At 50.0% G+C, this 26592-nt stretch carries 21 protein-coding genes; 17 read left to right on the forward strand and 4 right to left on the reverse strand.

Going from position 1 to position 26592, the window contains the following annotated elements; genetic code table 11:
• Window positions 1–12: 12 nt before the first annotated feature.
• Window positions 13–1056, forward strand: coding sequence for a PepSY-associated TM helix domain-containing protein (locus A10D4_RS08370; RefSeq protein ID WP_008488937.1), 1044 nt, complete (start codon window positions 13–15; stop codon window positions 1054–1056).
• A gap of 18 nt (window positions 1057–1074) precedes the next feature.
• On the opposite strand, the gene A10D4_RS08375 is transcribed toward A10D4_RS08370, so the two are convergent.
• Window positions 1075–1542 carry a magnetosome magnetite crystal formation protein family gene (locus tag A10D4_RS08375; RefSeq protein WP_008488938.1) on the reverse strand — a complete coding sequence of 156 codons (468 nt, stop codon included), beginning with the start codon at window positions 1540–1542 and terminating at the stop codon, window positions 1075–1077.
• 140 nt (window positions 1543–1682) lie between these two features.
• Between A10D4_RS08375 and A10D4_RS08380 the strand changes: the two genes are divergently transcribed.
• From A10D4_RS08380 to A10D4_RS08405, 6 genes are all read left to right on the forward strand, one after another.
• Window positions 1683–2720 (forward strand): GGDEF domain-containing protein, encoded by a 1038-nt coding sequence (locus A10D4_RS08380; protein ID WP_008488939.1) that lies wholly within the window; start codon window positions 1683–1685, stop codon window positions 2718–2720.
• Between the two features lie 7 nt (window positions 2721–2727).
• Window positions 2728–3387, forward strand: a complete 660-nt coding sequence (locus A10D4_RS08385; RefSeq protein WP_008488940.1) for a potassium channel family protein — start codon at window positions 2728–2730, stop codon at window positions 3385–3387.
• A gap of 6 nt (window positions 3388–3393) precedes the next feature.
• On the forward strand, window positions 3394–4764 hold the full coding sequence (locus A10D4_RS08390; RefSeq protein WP_008488941.1) for a TrkH family potassium uptake protein: 1371 nt from the start codon (window positions 3394–3396) through the stop codon (window positions 4762–4764).
• A gap of 109 nt (window positions 4765–4873) precedes the next feature.
• A complete protein-coding gene (locus A10D4_RS08395) occupies window positions 4874–5341 on the forward strand; it encodes a hypothetical protein (RefSeq protein WP_008488942.1) in 468 nt (155 codons plus the stop codon).
• A 120-nt stretch (window positions 5342–5461) separates the two neighbouring features.
• Window positions 5462–7354: a methyl-accepting chemotaxis protein gene (locus A10D4_RS08400; RefSeq protein WP_008488943.1), complete on the forward strand. Its 1893-nt coding sequence runs from the start codon at window positions 5462–5464 to the stop codon at window positions 7352–7354.
• Between the two features lie 81 nt (window positions 7355–7435).
• The gene (locus tag A10D4_RS08405; protein WP_040502791.1) at window positions 7436–7864 is read left to right on the forward strand and encodes a DUF4399 domain-containing protein; all 429 of its coding nucleotides are present in this window, start codon (window positions 7436–7438) and stop codon (window positions 7862–7864) included.
• A 29-nt stretch (window positions 7865–7893) separates the two neighbouring features.
• Here A10D4_RS08405 and dinB read toward each other — a convergent pair whose 3' ends face one another.
• Window positions 7894–8964 carry a DNA polymerase IV gene (dinB, locus tag A10D4_RS08410; RefSeq protein ID WP_008488945.1) on the reverse strand — a complete coding sequence of 357 codons (1071 nt, stop codon included), beginning with the start codon at window positions 8962–8964 and terminating at the stop codon, window positions 7894–7896.
• Between the two features lie 187 nt (window positions 8965–9151).
• Between dinB and A10D4_RS08415 the strand changes: the two genes are divergently transcribed.
• The gene (locus A10D4_RS08415) at window positions 9152–9577 is read left to right on the forward strand and encodes a c-type cytochrome (RefSeq protein WP_008488946.1); all 426 of its coding nucleotides are present in this window, start codon (window positions 9152–9154) and stop codon (window positions 9575–9577) included.
• Window positions 9578–9757: 180 nt separating this feature from the next.
• The gene (locus tag A10D4_RS08420; protein ID WP_008488947.1) at window positions 9758–12346 is read left to right on the forward strand and encodes an EAL domain-containing protein; all 2589 of its coding nucleotides are present in this window, start codon (window positions 9758–9760) and stop codon (window positions 12344–12346) included.
• A gap of 19 nt (window positions 12347–12365) precedes the next feature.
• On the opposite strand, the gene rep is transcribed toward A10D4_RS08420, so the two are convergent.
• Window positions 12366–14390 carry a DNA helicase Rep gene (rep, locus tag A10D4_RS08425; protein ID WP_008488948.1) on the reverse strand — a complete coding sequence of 675 codons (2025 nt, stop codon included), beginning with the start codon at window positions 14388–14390 and terminating at the stop codon, window positions 12366–12368.
• Between the two features lie 131 nt (window positions 14391–14521).
• On the opposite strand from rep, the gene ubiK reads away from it, so the two are divergent.
• From ubiK to A10D4_RS08460, 7 genes are all read left to right on the forward strand, one after another.
• Window positions 14522–14806, forward strand: coding sequence for a ubiquinone biosynthesis accessory factor UbiK (gene ubiK / locus A10D4_RS08430; RefSeq protein ID WP_008488949.1), 285 nt, complete (start codon window positions 14522–14524; stop codon window positions 14804–14806).
• Window positions 14807–14877: 71 nt separating this feature from the next.
• Window positions 14878–15678: a 2,5-didehydrogluconate reductase DkgB gene (gene dkgB / locus A10D4_RS08435; protein ID WP_008488950.1), complete on the forward strand. Its 801-nt coding sequence runs from the start codon at window positions 14878–14880 to the stop codon at window positions 15676–15678.
• A 54-nt stretch (window positions 15679–15732) separates the two neighbouring features.
• Window positions 15733–16473 (forward strand): ferredoxin--NADP reductase, encoded by a 741-nt coding sequence (locus A10D4_RS08440; protein ID WP_008488952.1) that lies wholly within the window; start codon window positions 15733–15735, stop codon window positions 16471–16473.
• Between the two features lie 64 nt (window positions 16474–16537).
• The gene (locus tag A10D4_RS08445; RefSeq protein ID WP_008488953.1) at window positions 16538–16849 is read left to right on the forward strand and encodes a hypothetical protein; all 312 of its coding nucleotides are present in this window, start codon (window positions 16538–16540) and stop codon (window positions 16847–16849) included.
• Between the two features lie 96 nt (window positions 16850–16945).
• Entirely contained in the window at window positions 16946–18001 is a 1056-nt protein-coding gene (locus tag A10D4_RS08450) for a bifunctional transcriptional activator/DNA repair enzyme AdaA (protein WP_008488954.1), read from the forward strand.
• A 57-nt stretch (window positions 18002–18058) separates the two neighbouring features.
• A complete protein-coding gene (locus A10D4_RS13670) occupies window positions 18059–18436 on the forward strand; it encodes a hypothetical protein (RefSeq protein ID WP_008488955.1) in 378 nt (125 codons plus the stop codon).
• Between the two features lie 101 nt (window positions 18437–18537).
• Window positions 18538–20103, forward strand: a complete 1566-nt coding sequence (locus A10D4_RS08460; protein ID WP_008488956.1) for a YifB family Mg chelatase-like AAA ATPase — start codon at window positions 18538–18540, stop codon at window positions 20101–20103.
• Here the strand turns inward: A10D4_RS08460 and A10D4_RS08465 are convergent.
• Window positions 20100–20975 carry a TraB/GumN family protein gene (locus tag A10D4_RS08465; protein ID WP_008488958.1) on the reverse strand — a complete coding sequence of 292 codons (876 nt, stop codon included), beginning with the start codon at window positions 20973–20975 and terminating at the stop codon, window positions 20100–20102. The genes A10D4_RS08460 and A10D4_RS08465 overlap by 4 nt on opposite strands.
• 200 nt (window positions 20976–21175) lie before the next feature.
• Between A10D4_RS08465 and A10D4_RS08470 the strand changes: the two genes are divergently transcribed.
• Window positions 21176–26592 (forward strand): FG-GAP-like repeat-containing protein (locus A10D4_RS08470; RefSeq protein ID WP_008488959.1); only part of this gene is annotated, 5417 nt, incomplete at its 3' end.

Raw genomic sequence — 26592 nt, forward strand, 5'->3', positions numbered from 1 at the left:
TTAAATCGCGGCATGATGGCCATACGCACTCAAAAACGGGCTTGGTTAAGCAGTGGTCGCTGGCATCGCTGGTTGGGCCTAACGCTAAGCCTGTGGTTGTCATTGATGGCCGTTAGCGGTAGTGTGCTGTTGTTTAAAAATGACTACCTAGCGTGGCAATATCCACAGTTACGTTTGTCACAAGCGGTAACCAGAGCCCAGTCTGCCGCTATTCTAGACCAGCATCAGCATGGTTATGCCTATATGCCCACGGCCGATCGGCCGTGGTTAGAAATTGTCGATGCTGAGAATACACATTATTACTACGACGGCAATGGCCAACTATTATTAACGCGTCCGTTTTTAAGTGACTTAACCAGTATTATGGTGGACTTCCATCACCATTTATTATTGGCTGAGTTGGGGCAGGAATTGCTTGGCATACTCGGCTTAGCAGCCATCATTTTGGTTGGTTTGGGTGTTTTTCGTTGGTGGCCAAAACATGCCTGGCATTGGCGCTACCTAGCGGTGCGTTTTTACGCGCCGTGGTCACGGCGCGGCATACAGACTTTGTGGCAAAGTCACCGCAGCATCGGCACGCTGTGCTTGCTGCCGATGTTAGTGGTTTTGCTTAGTGGGGCGGCGATGGTGTATTCGACTCCGGTGCGTGCCGCGTTAATCGCATTATTACCACAAACTCAAGAATCCGCCGTCATCATACCCAGTGCTCGCGCCACCAATTGGCAACAACGTTTGCAGCTCGCGCAGCAGGCATTACCGCAGGCCGATGCCCGTTTAGTTTATTTAGATAAACCCCGTATTCGCTTACGCCAGCAGCATGAGTGGCACCCCAACGGACGTAATTATGTGACCTTTGACGAGCAGGGGCGAGTGACGCAAGTTATCGATGTGCGTGACACGGCGCTGGGAGCGCAGATATCACATACCATCTATCCGTTACACATTGCGAGTATTGGCGGTGGTGCTTATTTGCTGTTCATCCTGTTGTCGGGCTTGGCGCTAATATTGTTACCGCTCAGCGGTTGCTGGGTTTGGCTGAAGCGGCAACAACGATAAACACTTAATTTATTAGCCCTAGTTCGATTCACGCACCGCCAAGAACTTGATAGTGAGTGGATAATTTTTGATTTCGCCGTCTTTTGCACGTAATGCACCTAAAATGGTGAAAATCACCGAGCAAATAAAGAGTGCGACCAATAATGGTATGCCGATCGCAATCAAAATCAGGGTGGTGAAAATACACGCGTAAATCAAGGCGCTAATGATCCAGTTAAAAATGACTCGACCATTCTGATCGATGTAATCATTTTCGCTGCGCGACAGCCACATCACCAACGGCGCCAACCAGCCCAATACGGGAATGATGAAGCCCAGAAACTGCGCAAAATGCATCAGCATGGCGTATTGTTTGACGTCTTGCAGGTCAACTCCGGCTAACGCCGGTTCGTTGAGTAGCTTGGCCTTTTCTCGTTCAAATTCTTCTGCAGTAATGGCACCTTTTTCTTTTAATTCGTATAGGCGCTCGAGCTTATCAACGTTCATTATATTTTCCCTAATGTCAGTCGTGATTGACTATAACTCAGTTAATATTTAGCACATACTACGACGGTCGTCTGAATTAAGTGCTATTTTTGTCAGTAGCTCGACTCCAAAACAATAAAAAACGGGCGGAACAACCGGCTATGGTGGCAGACAAATTAATCCGAATACAAACTGACTCTGCTGATCATGTGATTGCGCAGTTTAAGCAGCGCGTTGCTTACAATATTTATATCGGTGCGGTACTTCTAGTACTACCGCTATTAGCCGCGCAGTGGCTTTCTTCACACTGGCTGATGGTGGTATTGCTGGGGCTGATTGGTGCTTTTTTGCTGGCTATTGTTGTGCGCGGCAGGGAACGGCAGTTACAGCTAAGCACACAAATCATTTTTGTCATTCTGTTAGCCGGTTCCATCACCTACTCAATTGCCATTAACGGTATGGACGGGTTGTTTTGGGCCTATCCGGTGCTGGCTTCCATCGTGTTTTTATTGCCTGCGCGACCTGCGGTGATCTTTGGTGTCGGCTTTGCCGTGTTAGCCTCGCTGGCCTGCTACTTTAGTCTGCCTTGGCCGTTCGCGTGGCGCGGTATTTTATCGTTGCTAGCGTTGTTGGCCATTGTGATAACGCTGACAGTCATGTTAGAGCGTATGCAACAGCGCATGGCGCAATTGATAGAAACCGACCCGCTTACCGGTTGTTTTAATCGGCATCGGGTCATTACGGTGTTAGACCATGCCATCGATGCGCAACAGCGGCAGCAGCAACAAGCGGCAATGATCATGCTTGATTTGGATTGGTTCAAACCGGTTAACGATAAACACGGACACTTAAATGGCGACCGCGTGTTAAAGCAGGTAGCGCGTTGTCTTCAGCAAGGATTAGACGATCACGCCACGCTGTTTCGGGTTGGCGGCGAAGAGTTTATGGTGGTGGTGCCACATCTGTCACCGTCTCAGGCTGAACAGTTAGCGCAGACATTATTACAACAGATAAGACAACAACCCTATAAACTGGATAGCGGTGAAATACGTATGACAGCCAGTGCCGGTGTTGCTAGCGTTGTCGCCAGCGATACTTGGCAACACTGGTTAGGGCGAGCCGACCGTTCGCTATATCAGGCTAAACAAGCGGGACGCGACCGCGTGGTCGTGGCACAACAACCAACAGCAGAGGCATAGCAACAGCATGGCGCAGTTTGCAGTGATCGGATTAGGGCGCTTTGGCGCGCGTACTTGTTTGGAGCTTCTTAACTTAGGCCACGCGGTGATTGGCGTCGATAGCGATGCAAAAGCGGTTGATGCGCTGGCCGATGATTTAACGCACTCGGCCATCGCTGACGTAACCGACGAACGAGCGTTGAAAGAACTGAACTTGGCTGACTGTGATGCGGTGCTGGTATCAATCGGCGAAGATCTTGAGGCCAGTTTAATGTGTGTCCTGCATTTAAAGGGTATTGGTGTCGAAGAAATCTGGGCTAAGGCCACTTCTAAAGCGCACCATGTGATCCTCTCCAAATTGGGTGTAAAACGTATTATCCATCCGGAGGAGGAAATGGGGATCCGGGTGGCACAAGCGCTTAATTATCCGATGGTGCGAGAGTATATTTCGTTAGGGCATAACATTTATGTGGTTGAGGTCGAAGTCACCGAGCAGGTTGCCGGGCAAAAGCTTTCTGAGCTACTAAAAAAGGGGCAAAAGGATACCTCGGTTAACGCTTTGCTGGTTAAGCGGCGTGACGAAATCCACGCGCCGGTGCCCAATGATATGTTGTTGGAAGAAAAAGACACGTTGGTGCTCAGTGGTAACTTAAAAGCACTAAAAAATTTAGCTCCGCATTTGGCTTAAGTCGCGATGAAGAATTGGCGTCCAAACGTTCGTAATCTGTATCGTATTCATCCACGTCGCAGCCGCTCGGTGATTAACGCCAGTCCGCCTATCGTATTGGCTGGCGGCTTTGCATGCTTAATTTTGTTAGGCACGCTGTTACTCAAGCTACCCTTCGCTACCGTCACCCCCATTGACTGGTTGCAGGCTCTCTTTACCGCTACTTCGGCGGTCACCGTGACCGGCTTGGTGGTGGTTGATACCGGCACCCAATTTACTCATGCCGGACAAGTTATTATTGCCATGCTGATTCAAGCTGGCGGCTTAGGTTTTATGACCTTTGCCGTGGTTGCGGCGTTAAGTCTGGCGGGGCGTTTAGGGGTGCGTGGTCAAGTGATGGCGCAAGAGGCGTTCAACCAAACCAGTTTGGCGCAAGTGGGGCGGATTGCTAAAGGGGTTTTGCTGTTTGCCTTTACCATTGAGCTGATCGGTTTCGTTTTATTAACGCTGGTTTGGTGGCCCGAACAAGGCTTGGGGCAGGCCGCTTTCAACGGTTTCTTTTACGTTATTTCGGCTTTTAACAACGCCGGTTTTGCGTTATCGAGCGACAGCCTAATGGCTTATGTCGGACATATTCCGGTAAACCTAATTATTACCGGGCTGTTTATCGTCGGCGGTTTAGGTTTTGTCGTGTTGCTGGACATTTATGATAATCGCCGCTGGTCAAAACTCAGTGTTTACACCAAAGCTATTATCTTAACGACGTTGATTGTGAATCTGGTTGCGTTTGTGTTGATGTGGTTACTGGAGTCAAATAACCCAGCGACCTTGGCCGGTAAGCCGTGGAGTACGCAAATCATGGGCGCTTGGTTTCAAGCGGTTACGCCGCGTACTGCCGGTTTTAATACGCTGGATACTAGCGCCTTAACCGAGGCTAGCTCATTATTAACCATCTTTCTGATGTTTATCGGTGGCGGCTCAATGAGTACTGCTGGTGGTATTAAGTTAGGAACCTTTATTGTATTGATGGTGGCTACCTACGCCTTTTTAAGGCGTCGTGAGCACGTTACCTTATTACGACGTACGGTGCCGCCAGAGATGGTGGTCAAGGCCTTAGCGGTATCGATGATCATGGTGATGTTAGCGTTCATTGGGGTGTTCGCGTTGGCGGTGCTGGAGCGTGCCGATTTTATCGACGTGGTGTTTGAGGTGGTATCGGCGTTGGGGACTGTGGGTTTATCACGCGGTCTGACCGGCGACTTATCGGCGGCTAGTCAATGTGTCATTATGCTATTAATGTTCAGCGGGCGGATTGGTGCGGTAACCTTGGCTTATTTTTTAGCAACACCGCAAAAACGCCACGTACGTTATCCCAAAATGGATATTCAGGTCGGCTGATTGAGTGCTGCGAACCAGCAGATAAGCATGACGTGTTATGAGAGAACTGGCTAGTGTTGCTGCTCGCTTTATGGCGCGCAGCTTAACAACAAAATAAAAGGATAGCCGAATGAAAAACTTAGTAAGAATCACCGCATTGGCAACCGTGTTCAGCACGCTGCTGTTGAGTGCTTGTTCGGATAACGAAAGCGACGCCAGTGCCGCTAGCGATAACGTCATCGTTGGCGAATGGCAAATTGTCGACTTTACCCAACCGGGCATCAGTGCCATGTCCGCAGAAACGGCAAAGCAATGGATTGGCGAAAAGTTGGTTTATAGCAGCGATATTGCGCAATTCCGCGATCAGCGTTGTCGTTCTCCAAAATATCATCAAGGCGAAATAGACGCCCGCACGTTCTTACAAGACTTCCGTGTTGATCCCAGCGTATTTCGTTTATCGACTCCGGTTAAAGAAGTGATTGTGCAATGTGATGATTTTGCTGCGGGTAGTCATTTATTAGTAGTCGATGAAGATACCTTGATCACGCCTTGGGATGGCGTGTTCTTTTTCTTAAAGCGCCATAGCACAACCTTGTAAGGGTTCCGGAAAGGCTGCAAGCCTATCGAAAATGCGCAAAGCGTTTAAGAAAATGCCGTTTTAGCCGATGAATAACGCAGGCAATAGATAGCGATGTTTCGCTTGGAGGAAGGCATCAACATGCTGCGTTCGTTACGGTTTACTCACAAGGTCATGCTGGCTGCGTCGTTGGTAGTGGTGCTGGTGTTGGGCGCTTTTACGTTGAGCAATTTTTTGCAGATGCGTAGTCAGGTGCAACAAGATTTACGCAAACAACTACAGGCTTTATCGGAGTCGGTGTCGCAAAATATCGCCGATTGGCTCAATGCTAAAATGGCTATTATCGACGCTACCGCCAAAGTGGTCGATATGGACGGGCCGCAAGCACAAATTTTACAGCGCGTGCAGCAATCAAAATTGGCTGGTGAGTTTAAGAATGTTTATGTGGGTTTGCCCGACGGCACATTCATTCTTGACGACCCAAGCATTGATTTACCGGCTGATTACGACGCCCGTCAGCGGCCTTGGTATCAGTTAGCGGCGAGTCAGGGTAGCGCCACGTTTACCGAACCTTATGTCGATGTGACCACGAATGAATTAACCATTTCCGCGGTATTACCGGTTTATCAGCAACAACGATTAAATGGTGTGGTCGGTGGCGACATCATGTTGGATAACATCGCCGCTATTGTCAAAAATATCGATTTTATGGGGTTGGGTTACGCCTTTTTAGTGAACGCCGATGGCAAGATTTTAAGTCACCCTAACGCTCAGTTAGTGGATAAGTCCATCACTCAGCATCTCGGACAACAAGCCGACATCGCTTCGGCATTTACCTCCTACGTGATCGACGGTGACGATTATTTGGTGTCGTTTGTGCCGGTAAAAGGTATTGCTGGCGTTAACTGGCATTTAGCCGTGGCGGTCTCCGAGCAGAAAGCGTTCGCGCGCGTGGCAGAATTTGGTTGGATGGCGCTGCTTTTCATGGGGCTGGGCGTGGTGGTGGTGATTGTGTTGTTCAGCGTATTATTGCGGTCGTTACTGAAACCGCTGCAACGCTTGACGCATGCGGTCACCGATCTCGCTTCCGGCGAGGGTGATTTAACCCAACGTTTACCCGTAGAAAGCGACGATGAATTCGGGCAGTTATCGGCGCAAGTGAACCGTTTTATTGCCAAAATTCAACAAGCCATCGGTGATGTTGCGAAAGCGGCCCGACAGGTCGATAGTAACGTCAATAGTATGGTGTCATTGTCGGATCAAACCTTGTCGATGTATGACCAGCAGGGTGCCCGAACCAATAATGTTGCCACTGCCGTTAATCAATTAAACGTCAGTTCGCAAGAAATAGCCGGTAACGCCGCCAATGCTTCACAGCAAGCCACACAAGCTGCCGAACATGCTAAACAAAGCCGCCATAGTTTGAGTGGCAACATTGACGCTATTAATCGTTTATCGGCACAAATGCAGCGTTCCAGCGAGGCCATTGCCGAGTTAAATGAAAACACCCGCAATATTGAACAAATTCTGGAAGTTATTAAGGGTGTTTCAGAACAAACCAATTTGTTAGCGCTCAATGCTGCCATTGAGGCGGCGCGTGCCGGCGAGGCGGGTCGTGGCTTTGCCGTGGTTGCCGATGAAGTCCGAGGGCTAGCGCAACGCACGCAGCAATCGGCGGGTGAAATCGAAACGATGATCGATAAATTGCAAGATGGCACCAAAACCGTGGTAACTGTCATTAATGAAAGTCAAAACATCAGTGAACAATGCGTGGCTGCGGCTCATAGTTCGGGTGAGCAAATGCGTTCGGTAGATGACGCTATCGCCGAAATTGATGCGGTTAATCATTCGGTAGCCGCTGCCACGGAGCAGCAAAATACGGTGATTAAGAGTTTAGACGAAGATATTTTGGCGATCAGTGAGGACAATCAACGGGGTATACAGAACTTGCAACAAACCCGCGATGCTTGTCACACATTACGTAACGAATGTGAGCGGTTAGAGCGTTTGGTCAGTCGTTTTAAAGTTTCTTAATAGTGGTCGGGGCGGGAAAACTGCTATGCTATGAGCACGGTATTTACCGCCCATGGTATTAATGACAACAAGGAAAAAATGATGTTAAAAACAATTTTGACGGTAGCCGCATTGGCATTAACAATCCCTACTGCGGTGCACGCGCAACAACAGCGTACGGCTTCTGCCGAGGACGCAAAGGTTTACATTATTTCTCCGCAAGACGGTGACACGGTACCTGCGACCTTTACGATTCGCTTCGGTTTGAGTGGCATGGGTGTCGCGCCGGCTGGTGTGGATGTGAAAAATACGGGTCATCATCACTTATTGATTGATCAACAAGAATTGCCGCCGATGGACCAACCGATGGGTGGCGATATTATTCACTTTGGTGGTGGACAAACCGAAACGACAGTCACCTTAGAGCCGGGTCAACACACGCTACAGTTAATTTTGGGTGATCGCTTCCATATTCCTCATGACCCAGCGCTGGTCAGCAAAAAAATCACCGTTAACGTTAAAGCCGACTAGGTCGCTTAAAGCGCAGCTTGAGCCTAAGATTATTCTAAATCTAGCTCAAGCTGTCGGTCATCATCGGGGTCGGGCAAGGCTACAGAAATACCAATGAGTCTGACCCCTTTGCCTTGCCCGCGTTGCCAGGCCTCTTCTAACAAACTAAAAAAGCGACTGGGTGATACCTGTTTAGCCGATTTAGAAACCGTGGTTTGAGTAAAATCGGCAAACTTCAATTTTACCGTTTGGGTTTTAATTTGCGCTTGCTGCCAGCGGTCGACGCGTAAGCGTTGGCGTAGCTTTGGTAATAGGAAGTCCTCTAAAAAACGTAATGCATTTGCCAGCTGGTGCATATCTGCCGACAAGGTTTCTTCAACCCCCACGCTTTTACGAACACGTTCGGTAATGACTTGACGCGGATCGTGCCCGGCGCAACGCTCATGTAATACATAACCCGCTTTATCGCCTAGTATTTGCTGTAGTTGCAACAGTTCGATACGCTGTATATCGCGCCCCTCGTATAAGCCATGCTGTTGCAGTCGCTCCAAGCTTTTCGGGCCTACGCCGGGAATTTTCTTTAACGGCAACGCGCCAATGTAGTCATACACGGCATCCGGCTCGACTAGAAACTGGCCGTCCGGTTTGTTTTCTTCGCTAGCGATTTTAGCGACCATTTTTTGATTAGAAATGCCCGCCGAACCGGGAACTCCGATCGCTCTAATTTGCTCACGGATGGCGGCCATGGTGAGGCTGGCGCTACCTCTAAACAGCGTGTTGTCGGTCAAATCTAAATAAAATTCATCAATCGAGGCCGGTTCAATGCGATCGGTAACTTGTTGCAAAATGCCATAAACCTGCTCCGATAATGATTTATAAAAGGCCATATCGGGTTTAACAAAATGTAGCTGGGGGCAGAGTTTGCGGGCTTGGCTGCCCGGCATTGCGCTGCGCACACCAAACTGTCGAGCGTGATAATTAGCGGTCGCAACGACGCCTCGAATGCCACCACCACCGACCGCAAAAGGCCGTTGTGCCAAGCTTGGATCTTTCAGCACCTCGGCGGCCGCAAAAAAGGCATCCAAGTCGAGCAGGGCAATTTTTCGTGGCGCAGTTGACATAATCGGAGCGTCGGTTCCTTGGCCAAAGTGAGGACTAACATGAGTAAATTAAGACTGATGCTAACGCGATTTGATGGTCAGATAACGATCAGAATGACGGCAAGTATTTAACCTTTGCTTAATTGTGGCTATAATCGCAGCTACTCGCTGGGCGTGCAACACCACCAGTTTTATGCAGGAGATACTCGTGAAATTGCTGAAAGTCTTATCAACTGGCCGCGTAGCGGCGTTTGCCTTAGCCTTTTTTATCGGTAGTGCAGGCGCTGCCATGATTCAACAAGATATGTCAGACGAAGCCATCGCAGAGCGCATTAAGCCCGTTGGCAAAGTGCATATTGCTGGCGCGGAAGCGGCCAGTGCAGCGGCTTCTGGTCCTCGTTCAGGTGAGCAGGTGTATAATACCTTTTGCTCGGCGTGTCATGGCACTGGCGCGTTAGGTGCGCCTAAGCATAACGATCCAGCCGCTTGGGGACCACGTGTCGAACAAGGCATGGATACGTTGTTATCGCACGCTCTCAATGGCTTAAATGCGATGCCTCCAAAAGGTACTTGTAGCGATTGTAGTGAAGACGAAATTAAAGCCGCGATTGAGTTTATGACCGAAGGCGTTTAATCCAGATTATAATATTTGACGTAAAAACCGCCGTGAATGGCGGTTTTTTTGTAGCTATTCATAGCAAATTGTATGCTTTTAAACCGTTGCAGAGCGAGGTATACTCAACTTCGTTGACTAAAATTTAACAACTATTTTAAAGTTAACAAGTATGGCGCAGGCCGCTGAATCAGGAGATTCATGTCGAAAAAACAGGATAGTGTTTACCCCGCCGATAATACCTTGCACTTGCGCAAGGTAATTGAACGGCTCAAGAAGCTGACGGTTAAATACCGTCAGGCGGAAGTCGTGCAAAAAGCACTGTTCCGCATTTCTGAGTTAGCCGCTTCTGTACGCAATATGAGCGACTTTTATTCGGCCGTGCATGCCATCATTGGTGAATTGATGGCGGCTAAGAATTTCTATATCTGCCTATACGACCAACAACGCGACTGGGTTAATTTCGTTTATTTTGTCGACGAGTATGACGAAATGGACGCTTTCTCGCACATTCCGATGGAACAGCTAAGTCGCGGTATCACCGGTTATGTCTTACGCACCGGCGAACCCTTGCTGTGTACCAACGAAATTTTCCAAGATCTGATCGCGCGCGGTGAAGTTGAAAGTTATGGTGCCTCACACGTTTATTGGCTCGGCGTGCCGCTGATTTCAGGTGACTCGGTGTTGGGCGCGATGGTGGTGCAGAGTTACGACGAACAAGTGCGTTATGATGAGAACAATAAAGAGCTACTGACCTTCGTATCGCAACACGTCGTCAATGCGCTAGAGCGCTTAAAGCAACGCGAAATGCTGCAGGCAGAGATTGAGCATCAAACCGCCGAATTAAGGCATGCCAACGAAAGCCTGATGAAAGAAATTACCGTTCGCGAAAAAGCCGAGTTACAAACCTCGGTGTTGTTCGCCATATCAGAGCTGACCAATACCTCAGAAGACATGCACAGTTTCTACGCCAGTTTGCACGCCGAAATTGGCAAACTATTGCATGCCGAAAACTTTTATGTCGCGCTGCAAAGCGAAGATCGTAAATACATTTATTTTCCCTATCACGTTGACGAAGTCGATGGCGATGCACAGCGGCGACGCTTGAGTAAGGGGCTCACCGAATACGTTATTCGCCAAGGTAAAGCCTGCTTTATCGACGACGAGAAACGCACGCAGTTGGTGCGCGATGGCGAAATTATTTTAGGTTCCGAACACGGGCGCATGGCAAAGCAATGGTTGGGTTCGCCGTTAGTGCTTGATGGCGACGTATTTGGGGTGTTGGCGGTACAAAGTTACGACGAAGAGTTTCTTTATCAGCACGATGATTTGGAGCTGCTAAACTTCGTTAGTCAGCACGTAGCCGTTGCCATTGAACGTAAGCGAACCGCCGAAGAAATTACTCGGGTGAACGTTTTTCTTGAGAAGAAAGTCGCCGAACGCACCGAAGAACTGGTGTCGGAAATCGAACGCCGTAAAAAGGTTGAGGCGAAATTATTCCACGATGCCCATCATGACACCTTAACCGGTTTACCGAACCGGGCCTTGTTTAGCCAGCGTTTGCAACAAGCGGTCAGTCACAAAAGACGACATCCCGAGCATAATTTTGCCGTACTGTTTGTCGATTTAGACCGCTTTAAAAACATCAACGATACGCTTGGCCACTCGGCCGGCGACCAATTTTTGTTAGAGGTCAGTCAGCGCTTACACGATTGCGTACGCGATAACGATATGCTGGCGCGTTTAGGTGGCGATGAGTTTGTGATTTTGCTCGATACCATTGGCCACATTGAGGATGCTAAGGAAGTCGCCGCACGGGTGATTGATAAAATGCGTCAGCCGTTCGTGTTAGACGGTAATGAACATTATTCGGGAGCCAGTATTGGTATTGCCGAGTGTCAATCCGAGACCGATTCTGCCGAGCGCTTATTGCGCGATGCCGACGCCGCTATGTATCAGGCTAAAAACCTTGGTCGCGGCCGCTTTGTGTTGTTTGATGACAGCATTCATCAGGGCTTAGTCGAATCGATTCATCAAGAAACGGCATTACGGCAGGCACAGTTTAATCAAGACTTTGTGTTACATCATCAGCCGATTTATAACTTGTTTGAAGACACCATCGTGGGTTACGAGGCTTTGGTCCGCTGGCAGCGCAACGGTGAGGAATTAGCGCCGGAACGGTTCTTAGATTTGGCCGAGCGCTCCGGCATTGTGGTGGAGATCGATCGCTGGGTTTTACGTCGTTGTTGTGAGTACTTACTTACTCGACAAGAAAAGCAACTTAGTACACCACGTTTACACATTAACTTGTCGATCCGGCACTTGCTAAAGTCAGCTAACGTGCGCGAGCTACAATTGATCATCGATGAGCACGGTATTGACCCGAAACAGCTAGTCTTTGAGTTTAACGAAACCTCATTGCTGCAAGACGGCCGTCGCTTGTTATCGAGCATGCGCCATTTAAGCCAGTTTGGTGTTGGGCTGGCGCTAGACGATTTTGGCCGTGGTTCGGGACCGTTGCAATTCATATACAACTATCCGTTCGATATCATTAAGTTAGATAATCAATTTATCGCGCAACTGACGCACAGCGAACGAGCGCAAGCGATGGTGCGTAACGTCGTACAGCTATGCGAAGAATTAAAGATCGATACTTACGCCGAGGGTATCGAGAGTGATCAGCAACGTATTCTGCTGGAGAGTTTAGGCGTACGTTTGGGGCAGGGTAACTTGTTAGGAGAAGTCAGGCGTTTAAAGTCGCCAATCAATGACTTGTCGGCGTGCGCTTAGTGGGTCGACGGCTCCCGCACTAGCTATCTTTTTTGTTCAATGCGTTACGCAACATCGATAATCCTTGTGCTCGTTGCTGCGCTTTTTGTTCCTCATTGGGTTTTTGTTTGCTGTCTTCCCAGACCAAATCATCTTGTGGCAGCTCATGTAAAAAGCGGCTCGGTTCGGGCCGATAAGTCTCGCCAAATTGGCGCCGTTCGCGTGACAGGGTAAATATCAATCGTTGTTGCGCTCGGGTAATGCCCACGTAAGCTAAGCGCCGTTCTTCATCGACGCCGTCTTCATCAATACTGGTTTGATGCGGCAACAAACCTTCTTCCATACCGATCATAAACACAAAAGGAAACTCTAAACCTTTCGAGGCGTGCAGCGTCATCAACTGTACTTGATCGAGGACTTCGTCGTTTTCGTTGCGTGACAGCATATCGCGCAAACTCAAACGGCTAACGGCTTGCTCTAACGATAATGGCTCACGCTCATCGTTACCCTTGATCATGTCATTGATCCAGCTATACAGTTCGCTGACATTTTTAATACGCATCTCTGCGGCTTTGGTACTGGGACTGCTTTCAAACAGCCAATCCTCGTAGTGGCTCTCTTTCAGCAGTTGGCGAATGACCTCAATGGTATCGTCGGGGTGGTGTGCGGCACGTGCCAGCTGGCTTAACCATTGCTCAAATTGTTGCACCGCCTGCAGCGCTCGTGTGCCCAATCGAGTCTCTAACTGTGGCAGCGCACAGGCCTGTAAAAGGCTGCAACGATGTTGTTGCGCCAAGTTGCCAATGGTTTCCACCGTTTGCGGACCGATACCTCGGCGTGGCACATTAACTACGCGTAAAAAGGCGGTATCGTCGGTTGGGTTTACCAATAATCGCAGATAAGCCATGATGTCTTTGATTTCTGCGCGTGCAAAAAACGATTGCCCACCGGTGATTTTGTAGGGAATACGGTTATTCATTAGCGCTTTTTCAATCACCCGCGACTGATGATTACCACGATATAACACAGCAAATTCATGGTAGGGAGTACGCGCTAAAAAGCGTTGTTTAACAATTTCCGCCACCACCCGATCTGCTTCATGTTCTTCATTACGGCCAAAAATCACCCGTAACGGCTCGCCATATTCCAACTGTGAAAAAAGCTTTTTCTGAAAAACATGAGGGTTGTTGTCTATCAAAATATTGGCCGCCTTCAAAATTCGGCCGTGTGAGCGATAGTTTTGCTCTAATTTGATGACCTTTAACGCCGGAAAATCCTCTTGCAGCAGCGCCAGATTTTTTGGTTGCGCGCCGCGCCAGGAATAAATCGACTGGTCATCATCGCCGACCACCGTAAAACGAGCGCGTTCGCCGACCAATAACTTAACTAATTGGTACTGGCTGGTATTGGTGTCCTGATATTCGTCGACCAGTAAGTAACGCAGTTTGCGTTGCCATCGTTCGCGCACATCGGCGTTATCGCGTAATAGCAGCGTGGGCAGTAAAATTAAATCGTCAAAATCCAACGCATTACAGGCTTGTAAATTGCTTTGATAGCGCGCATAAGTATCGGCAAAAAAACGTTCGTCGTCGTTGTCGGCTTGCGCTTGTGCCTGCTGTGGCGAGAGCATGGCGTTCTTCCAATTACTGATCGCCCATTGCAGGTTATTGAGCAGCTGTTTATCGCCATCAAGCTGGTCGTCGGTGAGTGCTTTTAACAGGCTCAGTGCATCTTGCCCGTCAAACAAAGAAAAGCCGGGCTTCATGCCTAGCAGCGCCACTTCTCGCCGAATAATGTTTAACCCCAGTGTGTGAAAAGTACACACGGTTAAGCCTCGGGCTTGTTGGCGGCCCATGGTTTTTGCAACCCGTTCTTTCATTTCGCGCGCGGCTTTGTTGGTAAAGGTTACCGCCGCAATATGGCGCGCTTGATAGTCGCAATGGCGCACTAAATAAGCGATTTTTTCGGTGATCACCCGAGTTTTGCCACTGCCGGCACCGGCCAGCACCAATAATGGCCCGCTAATATAATGCACGGCATCATTTTGGCTGGGGTTGAGTTGCATAAGTCACCTGTAACGGAGCCATGGTTGGGGCATTTGCACTGCTGCGCGAGTTAAGACAGGCGATTTTAGCGCAAACTCCTGCTAAGCTAAATGAAACTTACGTATTTGCACTCAAGGCAAGGAGATGTACTGTGGTCGACGGCAAAAAAATCGAAGAAATTGCTAAGCAAATCAATGATGCCATTCCAGCTGGCGTAAAAGAAATGGCTGGTAATGTCGAAAGCCGGGTCAAGCAAGTGCTGCAACAGCAATTGGCAAAACTTGATTTAGTGACGCGCGAAGAAATGGACGTGCAACAGCAGATGTTATTACGTTTACGCCAGCGCGTCGAACAACTAGAGCAGGCGCTGGCCGCACGCGAAGCGGCAGCCAAGCCGGTTGCCGAGACTACCGATAAGAGCGCCCCCGATAACTAAACCACTGAACGAAATCATCCGTTGCTGCGTAGGCTAAAGAGATAGTCCAAATCATAGCAACAGGAGGTTTTATGATTCCGCAGTTGGGGTTAGGTACATTTCGTATTAAAGGCCAAAAAATAACCGATATCGTCGAACAAGCGATCGATATCGGTTACCGTCACATTGATACTGCGCAATTTTATGAAAATGAGGCCGACGTCGGTAAAGCGCTGGCTAACACCTCGATTAAGCGCGATAACTTATTTGTTACGACCAAGGTTTGGCATGAAAACCTCAAGCGCCAGCCGTTAATCGATAGTCTTAAGCGCAGTTGTGACCACTTACAAGTTGACCAAGTTGATTTAGGTCTAATTCATTGGCCATCACCCGACAACGAAGTGCGCCTCGAAACTTATATGGAAGCCTTGATGGAAGCTAAGTCGCAGGGTCTGACTAAGCACATCGGTGTGTCCAACTTTCCGACCGATTTATTACGCAAAGCCGACCAAATTGTTGGTCCGGGCAATATCCTCACTAATCAAGTTGAGTTGCATCCGTTTATGCAAAACGATGCGGTGCAAGCAGCATGCAAGTCGTTAAATATTCAGGTGACCGCTTATATGCCGTTGGCGGTCGGCAAAGTGATGGAAGACGATACCTTGAAGCGTATAGCCGTCGACCATGATGCCAGTGCTGCACAGGTTGCTATTGCGTGGTTACTACATAAGGGCATCATTGCGATTCCTTCAACCACCAAAACCTCTCATTTACGTAGCAACTTTGATGCTCAGCAACTGAGCTTAAGCGAAGACGAAATGGTCGCTATTGATCAATTGAATCGTAATGAGCGTATCGTCGACCCCGATTTTGCGCCACAATGGGATAACTAAGTTGATTGAATCATCAGCGAATAGATGATCTGCAATGATTAAAAAGGAGGCGCTATGGCAGATTGGTTAACAGGGCAGGTGGTCGAAAATTATCAGTGGCATCCTGATTTGTTTAGCCTGCGTGTCATGGCACCTCGCTTCGAGTTTACCGCAGGGCAGTTTGTGCGCTTAGGTTTAACCCTTGATGAGCAACGTGTGCAACGCGCATATTCATTATGTAACGCGCCTGACGATGCGGTATTAGATTTTTTAGTGACCCGTGTGCCGCAGGGTAAGTTATCAACCGCGTTAGCCGAGTTAAAAGCGGGTGACAGCGTTGCATTAAGTCAACCAGCGACGGGTTTTTTTACACTGCAAGAAGTACCGGATGGCGATAGTTTATGGCTGCTGGCTACCGGCACTGGTATTGGACCCTATTTGTCGATGCTGGCTACCAGTGAACCTTGGCAACGTTATAAACGCATTGTGCTCGTACATGCCGTGCGTTTTGCTGCCGATTTAGCTTATCAATCATTAATTAATAGTTGGCGCGAAAAATACCCGCAGCAGTTTCATTATCAACCTATTGTTAGCCGTGAAAATGTGCCTGGCGTATTACGTGGGCGTATTCCACAATTAATAAAAAGTGGTGACCTACAGCGTGCTTGTCAAACCGACTTGAATCCGCGTTCGCAAGTCATGATTTGTGGCAATCCCGATATGATTCGGGAAACGCGGAAATTATTGGATGAGTTGGGATTACCCAAAAATTTACGCCGAAAACCCGGCAATGTTACCGTCGAGCAATATTGGTAGTTTGCTGAGTACGGTCGTTAACGAGGTGGCGGTTTACTAAGTCGCTCAGCGACAAGGAGTCAATATGTTAATGCGGACGTTAATGCGGACAAGTACGGCCATGTTGTGTGCGCTGTTATTATCGGCTTGTGCCGGTTCTAGCAGTGAAAATAGCCAAAGCGAAGCGGATATGGAGCAGGCGGATCGCCCTGAGCGAGTGGAGATTCAGGGCGCTAGCTTAGAGGATTATTCGGCTGAAGAAGAGGCTTTATTGAGCCAAAGTCGGTCGGAAAAATGTCGTGATGCGCAGGTCAATTTAGCCGAGGCACAAGCACGCGGTAATAAAGATGCCGAAAAAGCCGCTCGTGCTGCGGTGAAAGCACTGTGTAAACGTTAACACCAGTGCGAAAAAAATAGTTGTTAAAATATCGGTTGCGGTGAGTTCACCAAGCTCACTACAGTATGCGTATGAGTCGTGAGCGCAGCCGAGCCAATGAAAATTACCGACCAACCTACCATAGCGCGTTATTACCAAGCTTTATTAGCGCGTGATGCCAGCTATGTCGGCAGCTTTGTCGTTGCCGTTAAAACCACCGGTATATTTTGTATCGCGAGTTGTCGTGCGCGCAAACCCAAGCTAGAAAATGTCGATTTTTATAGCACTATTAAAGATGCTTTGTATGCTGGCTATCGACCCTGCAAAGTTTGCTGCCCGACGGAAAATGCCAGTGCAGCACCGGCGTTGGTGCGGCAGGCGTTAGCGCTGCTTAAGGCTGAGCCGAAACGGCGCCTCAGCGATAGCGAGCTGAGACAACGGGGGCTGAGTCCCGCTAGTTTAAGGCGCTGGTTCCAACAGCACTACCAGATGACCTTTCAGAGCTTCCAGCGTATGTATCGGGTCAACCTCGCATTAACCGAGTTGAAGTCAGGCCGGGCGCTGTTAGATACTGCACTAGACAGTGGCTACCAATCGCTCAGCGGTTTTAATTACATGTTGCGTCAGATCACGGGCGCATCGGCTACACAGCAACAGGAGCGCGGCATGATCGTGATGAAGCGTTTAACTACCCCATTAGGGCCAATGTTCGTTTGTGCCAGTGAGCGCGGTGTGTGTTTGCTGGAGTTTGTTGAACGGCGAGCGTTGGAAACCGAGTTGGCGGAACTACAACGACGCTTAGGAGCGACCGTGGTGGCCGCCGAGAATACCCATACCGAAGCCGCTGAACAACAACTGGGAGAATATTTTGCCGGACAGCGGCAGCGTTTTGAACTAGCGTTGGATACCCCCGGCACCGAGTTCCAGCGCCGAGTCTGGCAAACCTTAACTGAGATCCCCTATGCTCAGACTCGTAGTTACCAACAGCAAGCTGAGCGTTTGGGGAATGCGCAAGCGGTGCGTGCAGTCGCCAGAGCTAACGGCGCCAACCGCGTAGCCATTGTGATTCCTTGCCATCGCGTGATTGGCAAGGATGGTCAGTTGACCGGTTATGCCGGAGGGCTGGAACGCAAACGCTGGTTACTCGCTCACGAGCAACAGTTTAGCGACTAAAGTTTCAGCCAAGCTGGCCGATAACAAGCCGTGTAGGTTTATTCTGGGCGGCGTTTTATGAAAATTGGTCTGGCTTATAACAGTCAACTGGCAACGGCAATGGCGGCCTCTAACACGGCGGCAACCTCGTCAAGCAGCGTTAACAGCGGTGCTGAAGCGGTTGCTCAGCCTGATCGCGTCACGCTATCCCGCATTGGCCTTGATAAATCCAAACAAGCTCAAGCCAAGCAAGCCGAACAGCCTAGCGACCCCTTGGAAGCCGCCATCGAAAAACTGAAAGAGCGTATCGAAGAAATCAAAGAAGAACTACGTAAATTGCAAAGTGACGATAGTGAAGCCGGTGAACAGCGCCGCCGCTTACTACAAACCGAATTGCAACAACTCAGTCAGGCCTTGCTTCAGCTGATGGAGAAGCAGCTCGAAGGTCAAGCTTGAGCCATTGATCACGGACGCTTATAGAAGCTAACGCTTAACAGCAAGGTTGCCTTGTTACGGCTAAGCTTTATTCATCAATTACGTAACCCAGATGGATAGCCGTGGCTCTGGCTCGAATTCATACCCGTGCGTTGGTCGGTGTGCAAGCGCCGGCAATTATGGTTGAAGTTGACTTGGCTCGTGGTATGCCCGCGTTTGCTATTGTCGGCATGCCGGAAGCCAGCGTCCGCGAGGCGCGCGACCGGGTGCGCACGGCGTTGCTCAATGCAGGTTTGGAATTTCCTCAAGGCACTAAAATCACTGTGAATCTGGCGCCTGCCGACTTACCTAAACAGGGCGCTCGCTATGACTTGGCGATTGCTGTCGGCATTTTAGTGGCATCGGGACAATTGTCGCCAAATTGCGTCGAAAATACCGAATTTTATGCGGAGTTAGGCTTAAATGGCGAACTCCGGCCGGTGCGTGGTATCTTGCCGGGACTGTTGGCTTGCCGTGAGCAACAGCGTGATGCTGTCATTGCCAGTGGCAACCTGGCCGAAGCGCAATTGTTGCAACAGCAACACTGTGTCGCCACCGATAATTTAGCGACCTTATTCGAACATTTACATGGTCATCAAGCGCTGCCAAGGGTGGCCCACCAAGCGCCAGTCAGCGGCGGCGTTGCCGATTGCGGTGATATCGCCGATGTGGTCGGTCAAGCGCAAGCGAAGCGCGCGCTATTACTGGCTGCAGCAGGTAATCATCATCTGTTGTTAATGGGCCCACCGGGTACCGGTAAAACTATGTTGGCGCAACGACTGCTTGGTTTATTACCGGCGCTGACCGAGCAACAAGCGTTAGAAGTCGCTTCGCTTTATTCTATCCGGCCGGGCGCTGAGGCGCAGCTTAAACCACAGCACTGGCTTACCCGTAAACTGCGTGCGCCGCACCACTCATGCTCGGCGGCGGCATTAGTCGGTGGTGGTACACCGTTGCAGCCGGGTGAAATATCGTTGGCACATCACGGTGTGTTGTTGCTGGATGAAACCCCCGAATTTTCACGCCATGTGCTGGATGCATTGCGAGAGCCGCTGCAATCCGGCTACGTGTCTATCAGCCGTGCCGCGCAACAAAGCCGCTTTCCGGCACAGTTTCAGTTAATCTGTGCGCTTAATCCGTCACCTTGCGGGCAATTTGACGGTGATTTAAATAGCTGCCGTAGCAGCCCCGACCAGATTTTACGCTATTTAGGCAAACTGTCGGGACCGCTGCTTGACCGTATTGATATGCAGGTCATGGTACCGCGTCAGCAACAAGCGCTGCAGCAGCAGTTGCAATTGCATCAGCCAGGTACAGAAACAGAGCGGCAAAGCGAAACCAGCGCTGACTGGCGGCAGCGAGTTATAGACGCTCGGCAGCGCCAACTAGCACGGCAAGGGTGTTTAAATAGCGCTCTAGTGGGCCAGGCGCTAATCGGCCATTGCCAGCTACCGAGGCAAGATCATGACTTTCTATTCAAAGCGTTGGATAAGCTGCAGTTATCCCATCGTGGTGTACACCGCACAATGCGTTTAGCACGCACCATCGCCGACTTAGCGCAGAGCACGATAGTACAGCGTCAGCACATCGCCGAGGCCATCAGTTATCGTGCGCTGGACCGGTTACTGCAGCAATTACAACGCCTTTAACCTGAACCAGCTTGCGCTGCGATATCGCGATTCGAGAAGTCGACCACGTGCGCGCCCGCCTGCTTAAATAGCGTAAGTAAGCCATGTTCGCCGCCCAAGTGGGCTGAGCCGACGGCAATAAAAATTTGTTCGTCATCGCTTTGTTGTAAGTGAGCAAACCAGCGTCGATTACGGTCGGTTAGCAATACATCGCGTGTGCTGACATCCATTTCGTTCATGACCATTTGCGTAATTTGGTTAAGATCGCCAGCAATCCAAGCATCGGTAAGCTGGTTTACTTGTTCGGTTAGTTGACCCACCTCTTGCAATAGCTGCTCGATCAATGCGTTTTCGCCGGCTTGTTGTTGAGCTTGGGTTAACGCACTAATTTGCTGTTCGGCGGTTTCTAAGCCCTCGATATGCAATTGCTGCTGCTGTGCATAGGCGATGATTTGACTCTCTACGCCACCGTTACTGGCATAGCCTTCTTGCGCCACGGCTTGCGATAAGATCACCAGTTGCACAAACCAGGCCTCAAACTGATTGAGCATGGTTTCAGGAATGCGATATTGCTGTGCCAAATTGACTAACGCTTGCCACTGCTCGGCACTCAGTTGGTCTTGTAACTGACCTTGTTCACGCTTGCCAGCCTGCAAAATAGCCATTTGGCCGTTGGTCAGTTCTTCAGGACTCATTTCCAGCAATATCTGTTCGCTGGCGCGTAAAGCTTGCCGAGCCGTTGCTGATAGTTGCAGGCTATCGGGCTTACCTAAATGCAGCGTCCCCATCAGCCAATAGGTGCGGTCATTATCGGTGACTTTATATAACACCTCGGCCTGACTTGAACCGCAGAATATTAAAAGTAACGCGATAATTGTTAGTAAATTGCGCACATCCCTGTCCTTAATTTGAGTTTACAGCAACCCGCTGTAGCGACTAAAGCTGATAGCTTAACGCGCTTCAGCGCTGCTGACTATAGCCAAGCCACCGGTTGTAATTACGTTCATGTTCAGGAATAATTGTAAAAAAATAGTAAATAAATTGACCATTTTGATTAGTTGAACAGGGTCGTTGTAGCGGTGAGGGAGCAGGGATGAAGCGGTTGGTAATGCAGTTATTGGTCGGCCTGATGTTGACCAGCCAAGTTAATGGTGTGGTGCTGGCGAATGAAGTGGTGGGTGCGGTGGATACCCAGTTTCGGGTGACCGAACAAGGCGATGCTAGTTTTACTATTCCCATCAACTTGCCGCAGGCTCGTGGTGAGATGCGACCGGAACTCGCACTGTCCTACAACAGTAATCAACTCGCCGCTGGCGTGATGGGCATCGGTTGGTCGCTATCCGGCACGCAACGCATCCATCGTTGCCCGCCTACGCCTTATCATGATGGTCGCATCAATGCGGTTAATTACACGAGTAGCGACCGCTTTTGCTTAAATGGCCAGCGCCTACGCTTGGTGTCCGGGCAATATGGTGCCTCGGGCTCCAGTTATGCGGTGACTAACCAGCCCGGCTGGCGTATTACTGCGCATGGTGGTAGTCAAGCAAATGGACCTCGCTATTTTAAAATTGTCACACAGGCGCGTGACACACTTTATTTTGGCGATACCAGCAGCGTGCTTAGCAGTACTCGTGGTAACCGCGCGTTTGCTGAACCTGGTGGCGTCAGTAACGGCAATGTCGCCAGTGCTTGGCTGCTGAGCTCGATTGAGGACGGTGTCGGTAACCATATCGACTACGAGTACGGTGGCAACAGCGAGCTGGGCGCTCAGCAGTTGATCGGTATTCAATACGGCGGCTATCGCCCCAATGCGTTAGCTCACTATATCAGCGTTAAATTCCATTACAGTGCTATCGCACAGCCCATCAAAGGTTATTACGCCGGATACCCGGTCGGGCGTGATAAACGCTTAAATCGCATCAGCGTCAGCGTTGACGACCAAGCGAGTGCAAATTGGTATTTGAGTTATGATACCGACTCAGCCGATGCGCATGGCGAGCGTTTGACCTCGGTGACTGAATGCGCGTATGCCTCGAATGCTCGCGAAGACTGTAAAAAACCCGTGCGCTTTAATTGGCAAACTGACGGTTTAGATGGGCGTTTAACTCATGTCGACACCCTGGGTGCTTTATCACCACCCGGTGCGGTCAAAACGCTGGATTACAACGGTGATGGCGTTACCGATTTAGCCTTTGTTTCTGGTGGCCAATGGCGGGTCAGTTATGGCCCTGATTTTAACGATACCGTTACCCTCGGCAGCGTTGGCGTCGACCAACCCGGCTATGCATTAACGCTAGATATCAACAACGACGGCCGTATGGGGTTATTGGTACCGGGTGAGCGAAACTGGGTACTATACCGTCAAAAAGAAAACCGCTCGCTTTTTGTCGAGAAAACCGGCTATGCCGGTAAGGCCCGAATTCTTGATGTTAACGGCGATGCCTATCCTGATATTGCGTTTATCGAAAATCAGCAATTAAAAGCGCACCTGAATAACGGCAAAGGCAACTATACTCAAACGGTTGTTCTGCACAGTTTTAACGGCGCCGGCGAAACACGGTTTGTTAATAACAACCAAATGCCGGACTTTTTGCATTCATCGCTGGTTGATTTTAATGGTGATGGTCGCTCTGACATATTAATACCAGTGACTACCTATAAGCAGGTTTGCCGTAAGCCTAATGGCAGTACCTTGCCACATGCCGATGCTTTTACCTGCAAGGAATGGGGCGGCACGTTTACGACCACGTCAACCGATACACTTAACCTCTTCAGTATGGCTGGAACGTTAACGAGTCCAACGACCGCTTCATTTTACACCGCTAACATTGATAGCAGTTTGATACGTTCGGGAGATATTAACGGCGATGGCCTAACCGATATTATTATCTATCATGGGGGCAAGTGGCGCTATAAACTGTCTAATGGTGAGGCGTTTGAAGCTGAAGTTGAATTACCACTTTCGTCCAATCAATCTGTCAGCGACACCTGGTTTATCGATCTGAATCAGGACGGCCGAGCTGACGTGTTATTACCGACTAGTGCAAATAACTGGTCGGTTTATTTAAATCGTCGAGGTGATGACGGTGAAGTGAACTGGGTATACAACGGTACCATCCCCCGTTCAGCAAACGCGCCGCCAATAGTCGGCTATTTCAATGACGACGAAGGTCTTGATGTGATGACTTATTATCAAGACCGTTGGCGCATTTACGCCAATCGACAGTCGCAACCGCAGAACCGTATTCATCGTTTTACTTCGTCTACCGGTGTGGTGACCGATATCGAGTATGCGCCGATGACGGACGATAGTGTGTATCTGGGCGCGAATCCAAAGGCTAACGAGAGCGAGAGCCTGATTTCACCGCGATCGCATCAAATGCTGGTTAGTCGGGTTAGCACCGACATCACGGCTAACTCCCGCGGTTCGGTTAGTTATCAATATGAAGGATTACTACTTAACACCGAAGGACTGGGTAGCTTAGGTTTTTCGGCGTTAACTACCACCGATGAACAGACCGGTATAAAAACCACAACTCGTTATTATCAGTCCGAAGATCCGGTGCGATCGGTTCTCAATGGTTTTCCGCTAGCCACTGACCAATACCTTAGCGGCGTACGTTTGCGATATGCAACACATATATTACGCACACGCTCAGACCAACACGGTGGTCAGTTTGGCTATATCCATACCGCCGTTGATGGTAGCTACACGCTGACCAGCAACTTGAGCAGTTCGATGACGACGCACACCACCACCGAGACGCGCTATGACAGTTACGGCAACGTTACTCGCTTGGTGACCAAGGTAAAAGACTACAAATCTGGCGTGGCTCGTGAGACTGACACGACCAACAGCTACAGCGATGCCCGTTATGGTCGCTTAAGTCGCACCCAAGTGGACTTTTCACAGAGCAATCGTAGTGACCATTACCTGCGCGTGTCGACCTTCAGCTACCAGAGTAATGGTTTGCTCAAGCAAACGGTGCTAGCGCCTGACGACGACGATCACCGTTTGACCACCACCTATAGCTATGACGCTTTTGGTCAGAAGACTCAAATGAGCAAAGTTGGTAATGCCGGACCGGGGCAGGGCAGCCAACAACGTCTCAGCAAGACTCAATATGGCAGTAACGGCCGCTATGTAGCACAGAGCGAAAATGCGCTGGGTTTGCAAACTCAATATCGTTATAACGGCCAAAGCGCGAACAGCGTTCGCGGGCCGGTGTACCATATCACCGCCATCAATAGTAATAACGAAACCAGCCAAGAATGGTTTGATGCGTTTGGGCGCACCATCAAATCCCAGGCTGCCGATGGCGTTGATAGCCTGACGCTGCGGACTTTTTGTGCGAACTGCCGTAACGGCTCGTATAGCAAAATCGAACAACGTCATAGTGGCTCGCCCCGTGTGGTGATTTATCACGATCGCTGGGGCCGAGAAGTGGCGCAAGGTAAAGAGCATTTTGATGGCAATTGGCGCTTTACCGAGGTCGATTACGACAACCAAGGACGGGTCAGCGTAGAGCGTGCGGCTAATGGCGCGGCCACCAGTTATCGCTATGATGTTTTAGGGCGCTTGACGCAAACCACCGATGCCCAATCGGCGCGCACCCAGGTGAGCTACGGTAGTAATTATGTAAAAACGACTAATGCGCTGTCACAGACCCGCACCGAATACCGCAATGGCTATGGTGACGTGACGGCAACCCAAGATGCCATGAACAACCGCGTCGAGTTTAGTTATGACATCATGGGGCGTTTAATCTCTAGCGAGGTCGATGGCAGTATCAACGGTGATAGCGGAGCAGGAGGAGGCGTGGTCGACCCTGGTTACGGGACCAATCCGCCGAAAAATCCGATTTGGGATTTAACACCGAATAATCATCACCCTGACTATGCTATTGCCGAACAACCAACCGAGCAGCTGATCAGTTACGACGTTTGGGGCAACAAAGTGGCGATGGACGATCCGGTCAAAGGCCGCTGGCGTTACCGCTATAATGCTTTTGGTGAGCTGGTATCGCAGACTACCGCACACGGTGAAACCCAAACCTTCAGTTATGACGCCGGTGGCCGTTTGGTACGTCGCTATAGTCCGCGCGGGGCGACCGTTTGTCGTGAGTATGGCAACGACGCCAATGCCCACAATCGTGGCCGCTTAATTGCGGTTAATACCTACAATAATTTAAATCTGGCCTGTAATACGACTCGCGGTAAATCGCATCAGGTGCGTTATGAATACGACAGCGCTGGCCGCAAAAGCGCTAAGCATACGCGTATGTATGGTCAGCTTTATAGTGAGCACTATCGTTTTGACAGCGCAGGCCGGTTAGCCAGCACGCGCTATCCGGACGCGGGTGATCAGGCCGTTACGGTGGCATATCGATACAACAGTGTCGGCTATCTACACCAACTCGTTCGGGTAGAAACTAACACAGTATTAAAGACGTTAATGAGCGCCAATGATTTGGGACAGGTTACGCAAATCAAGTATGCCAACGGTCAGCTAGCTAATCGCGCCTACAACAGCCTCGGCTGGCTACGCCAGACCTCGGCCAAAGTTGGCGGCAGTAATGGTGTGCTGAATAGCATCGAAATTGGCCACGACCGTTTGGGTAACGTGACCAGCCGCATGAGTTATTTTGGCCGTGTGAGTGGCGCCACCGAAGTCACCGAGAGTTATCAATACGACGATATTAATCGCTTACTGTCATCCAGCGGTAGCATTAAGGAGGGCGATAATGTTGCCCGCTTTGATAGCGCGCAACGCTATGACGGTTATGGCAATATCGTTAGCCGTGACGGCGTCGGGCAGTATATTTACAGCGATGACCGCGCGCGCGTTTTGGTGGCCATTCGAGCGCCACAACCTGAACCCGAACCGGAGCCCGAACCGGAGCCCGAACCTGACCCTGATCCCGAGCCCGATCCTAAGCCGCCGATATGCGACAAAGTCATTCCTATGGATGCTCAAGAGCCATGGATGCCACCTTATAATCCGTGCGAGGAAGAGCCTGAGCCTGAACCGGAGCCAGAACCCGAACCTGAACCCGATCCAGGCGACGACTTTGATCCGCCAATAGAGCAACCGGGTCCGGTAGAGCCCCCGTGTTTATTCTGTTTCAACACGCTAATGGCGAATTACAGCCAACTGAATAGCAGTTCAGCGGCTAGCTACGGTGACCGTGATTTTAGCTACGACGCCAGCGGTAATGTGTTGTCTGACGGGGTGCGTGAGTTCACTTACAACGGTAACGACAAGCTGACTAAGGTAGTCGCTAACGGTAATCGTTCGACGCTGCTGTACGCGGGTGAAGCGTTGTACTATCAGCTTGATGAAACCACGGTCAACGGTCAACAAGTCGAGTACGAACGGCATATTGCTGGAGCCTTCGAGAAGAAGGTACGTGCTGGTGGCGCCAGCAATCGCACCGAGTACCGTTACACCATCGCTGACGACCTAGTTATTGTCGAAGATGGGCAGGGTGCTCGCGATACCTATATCTT

The organism is Idiomarina xiamenensis 10-D-4 (assembly GCF_000299895.1).
GTDB classification, from domain to species: Bacteria; Pseudomonadota; Gammaproteobacteria; order Enterobacterales; family Alteromonadaceae; genus Idiomarina; species Idiomarina xiamenensis.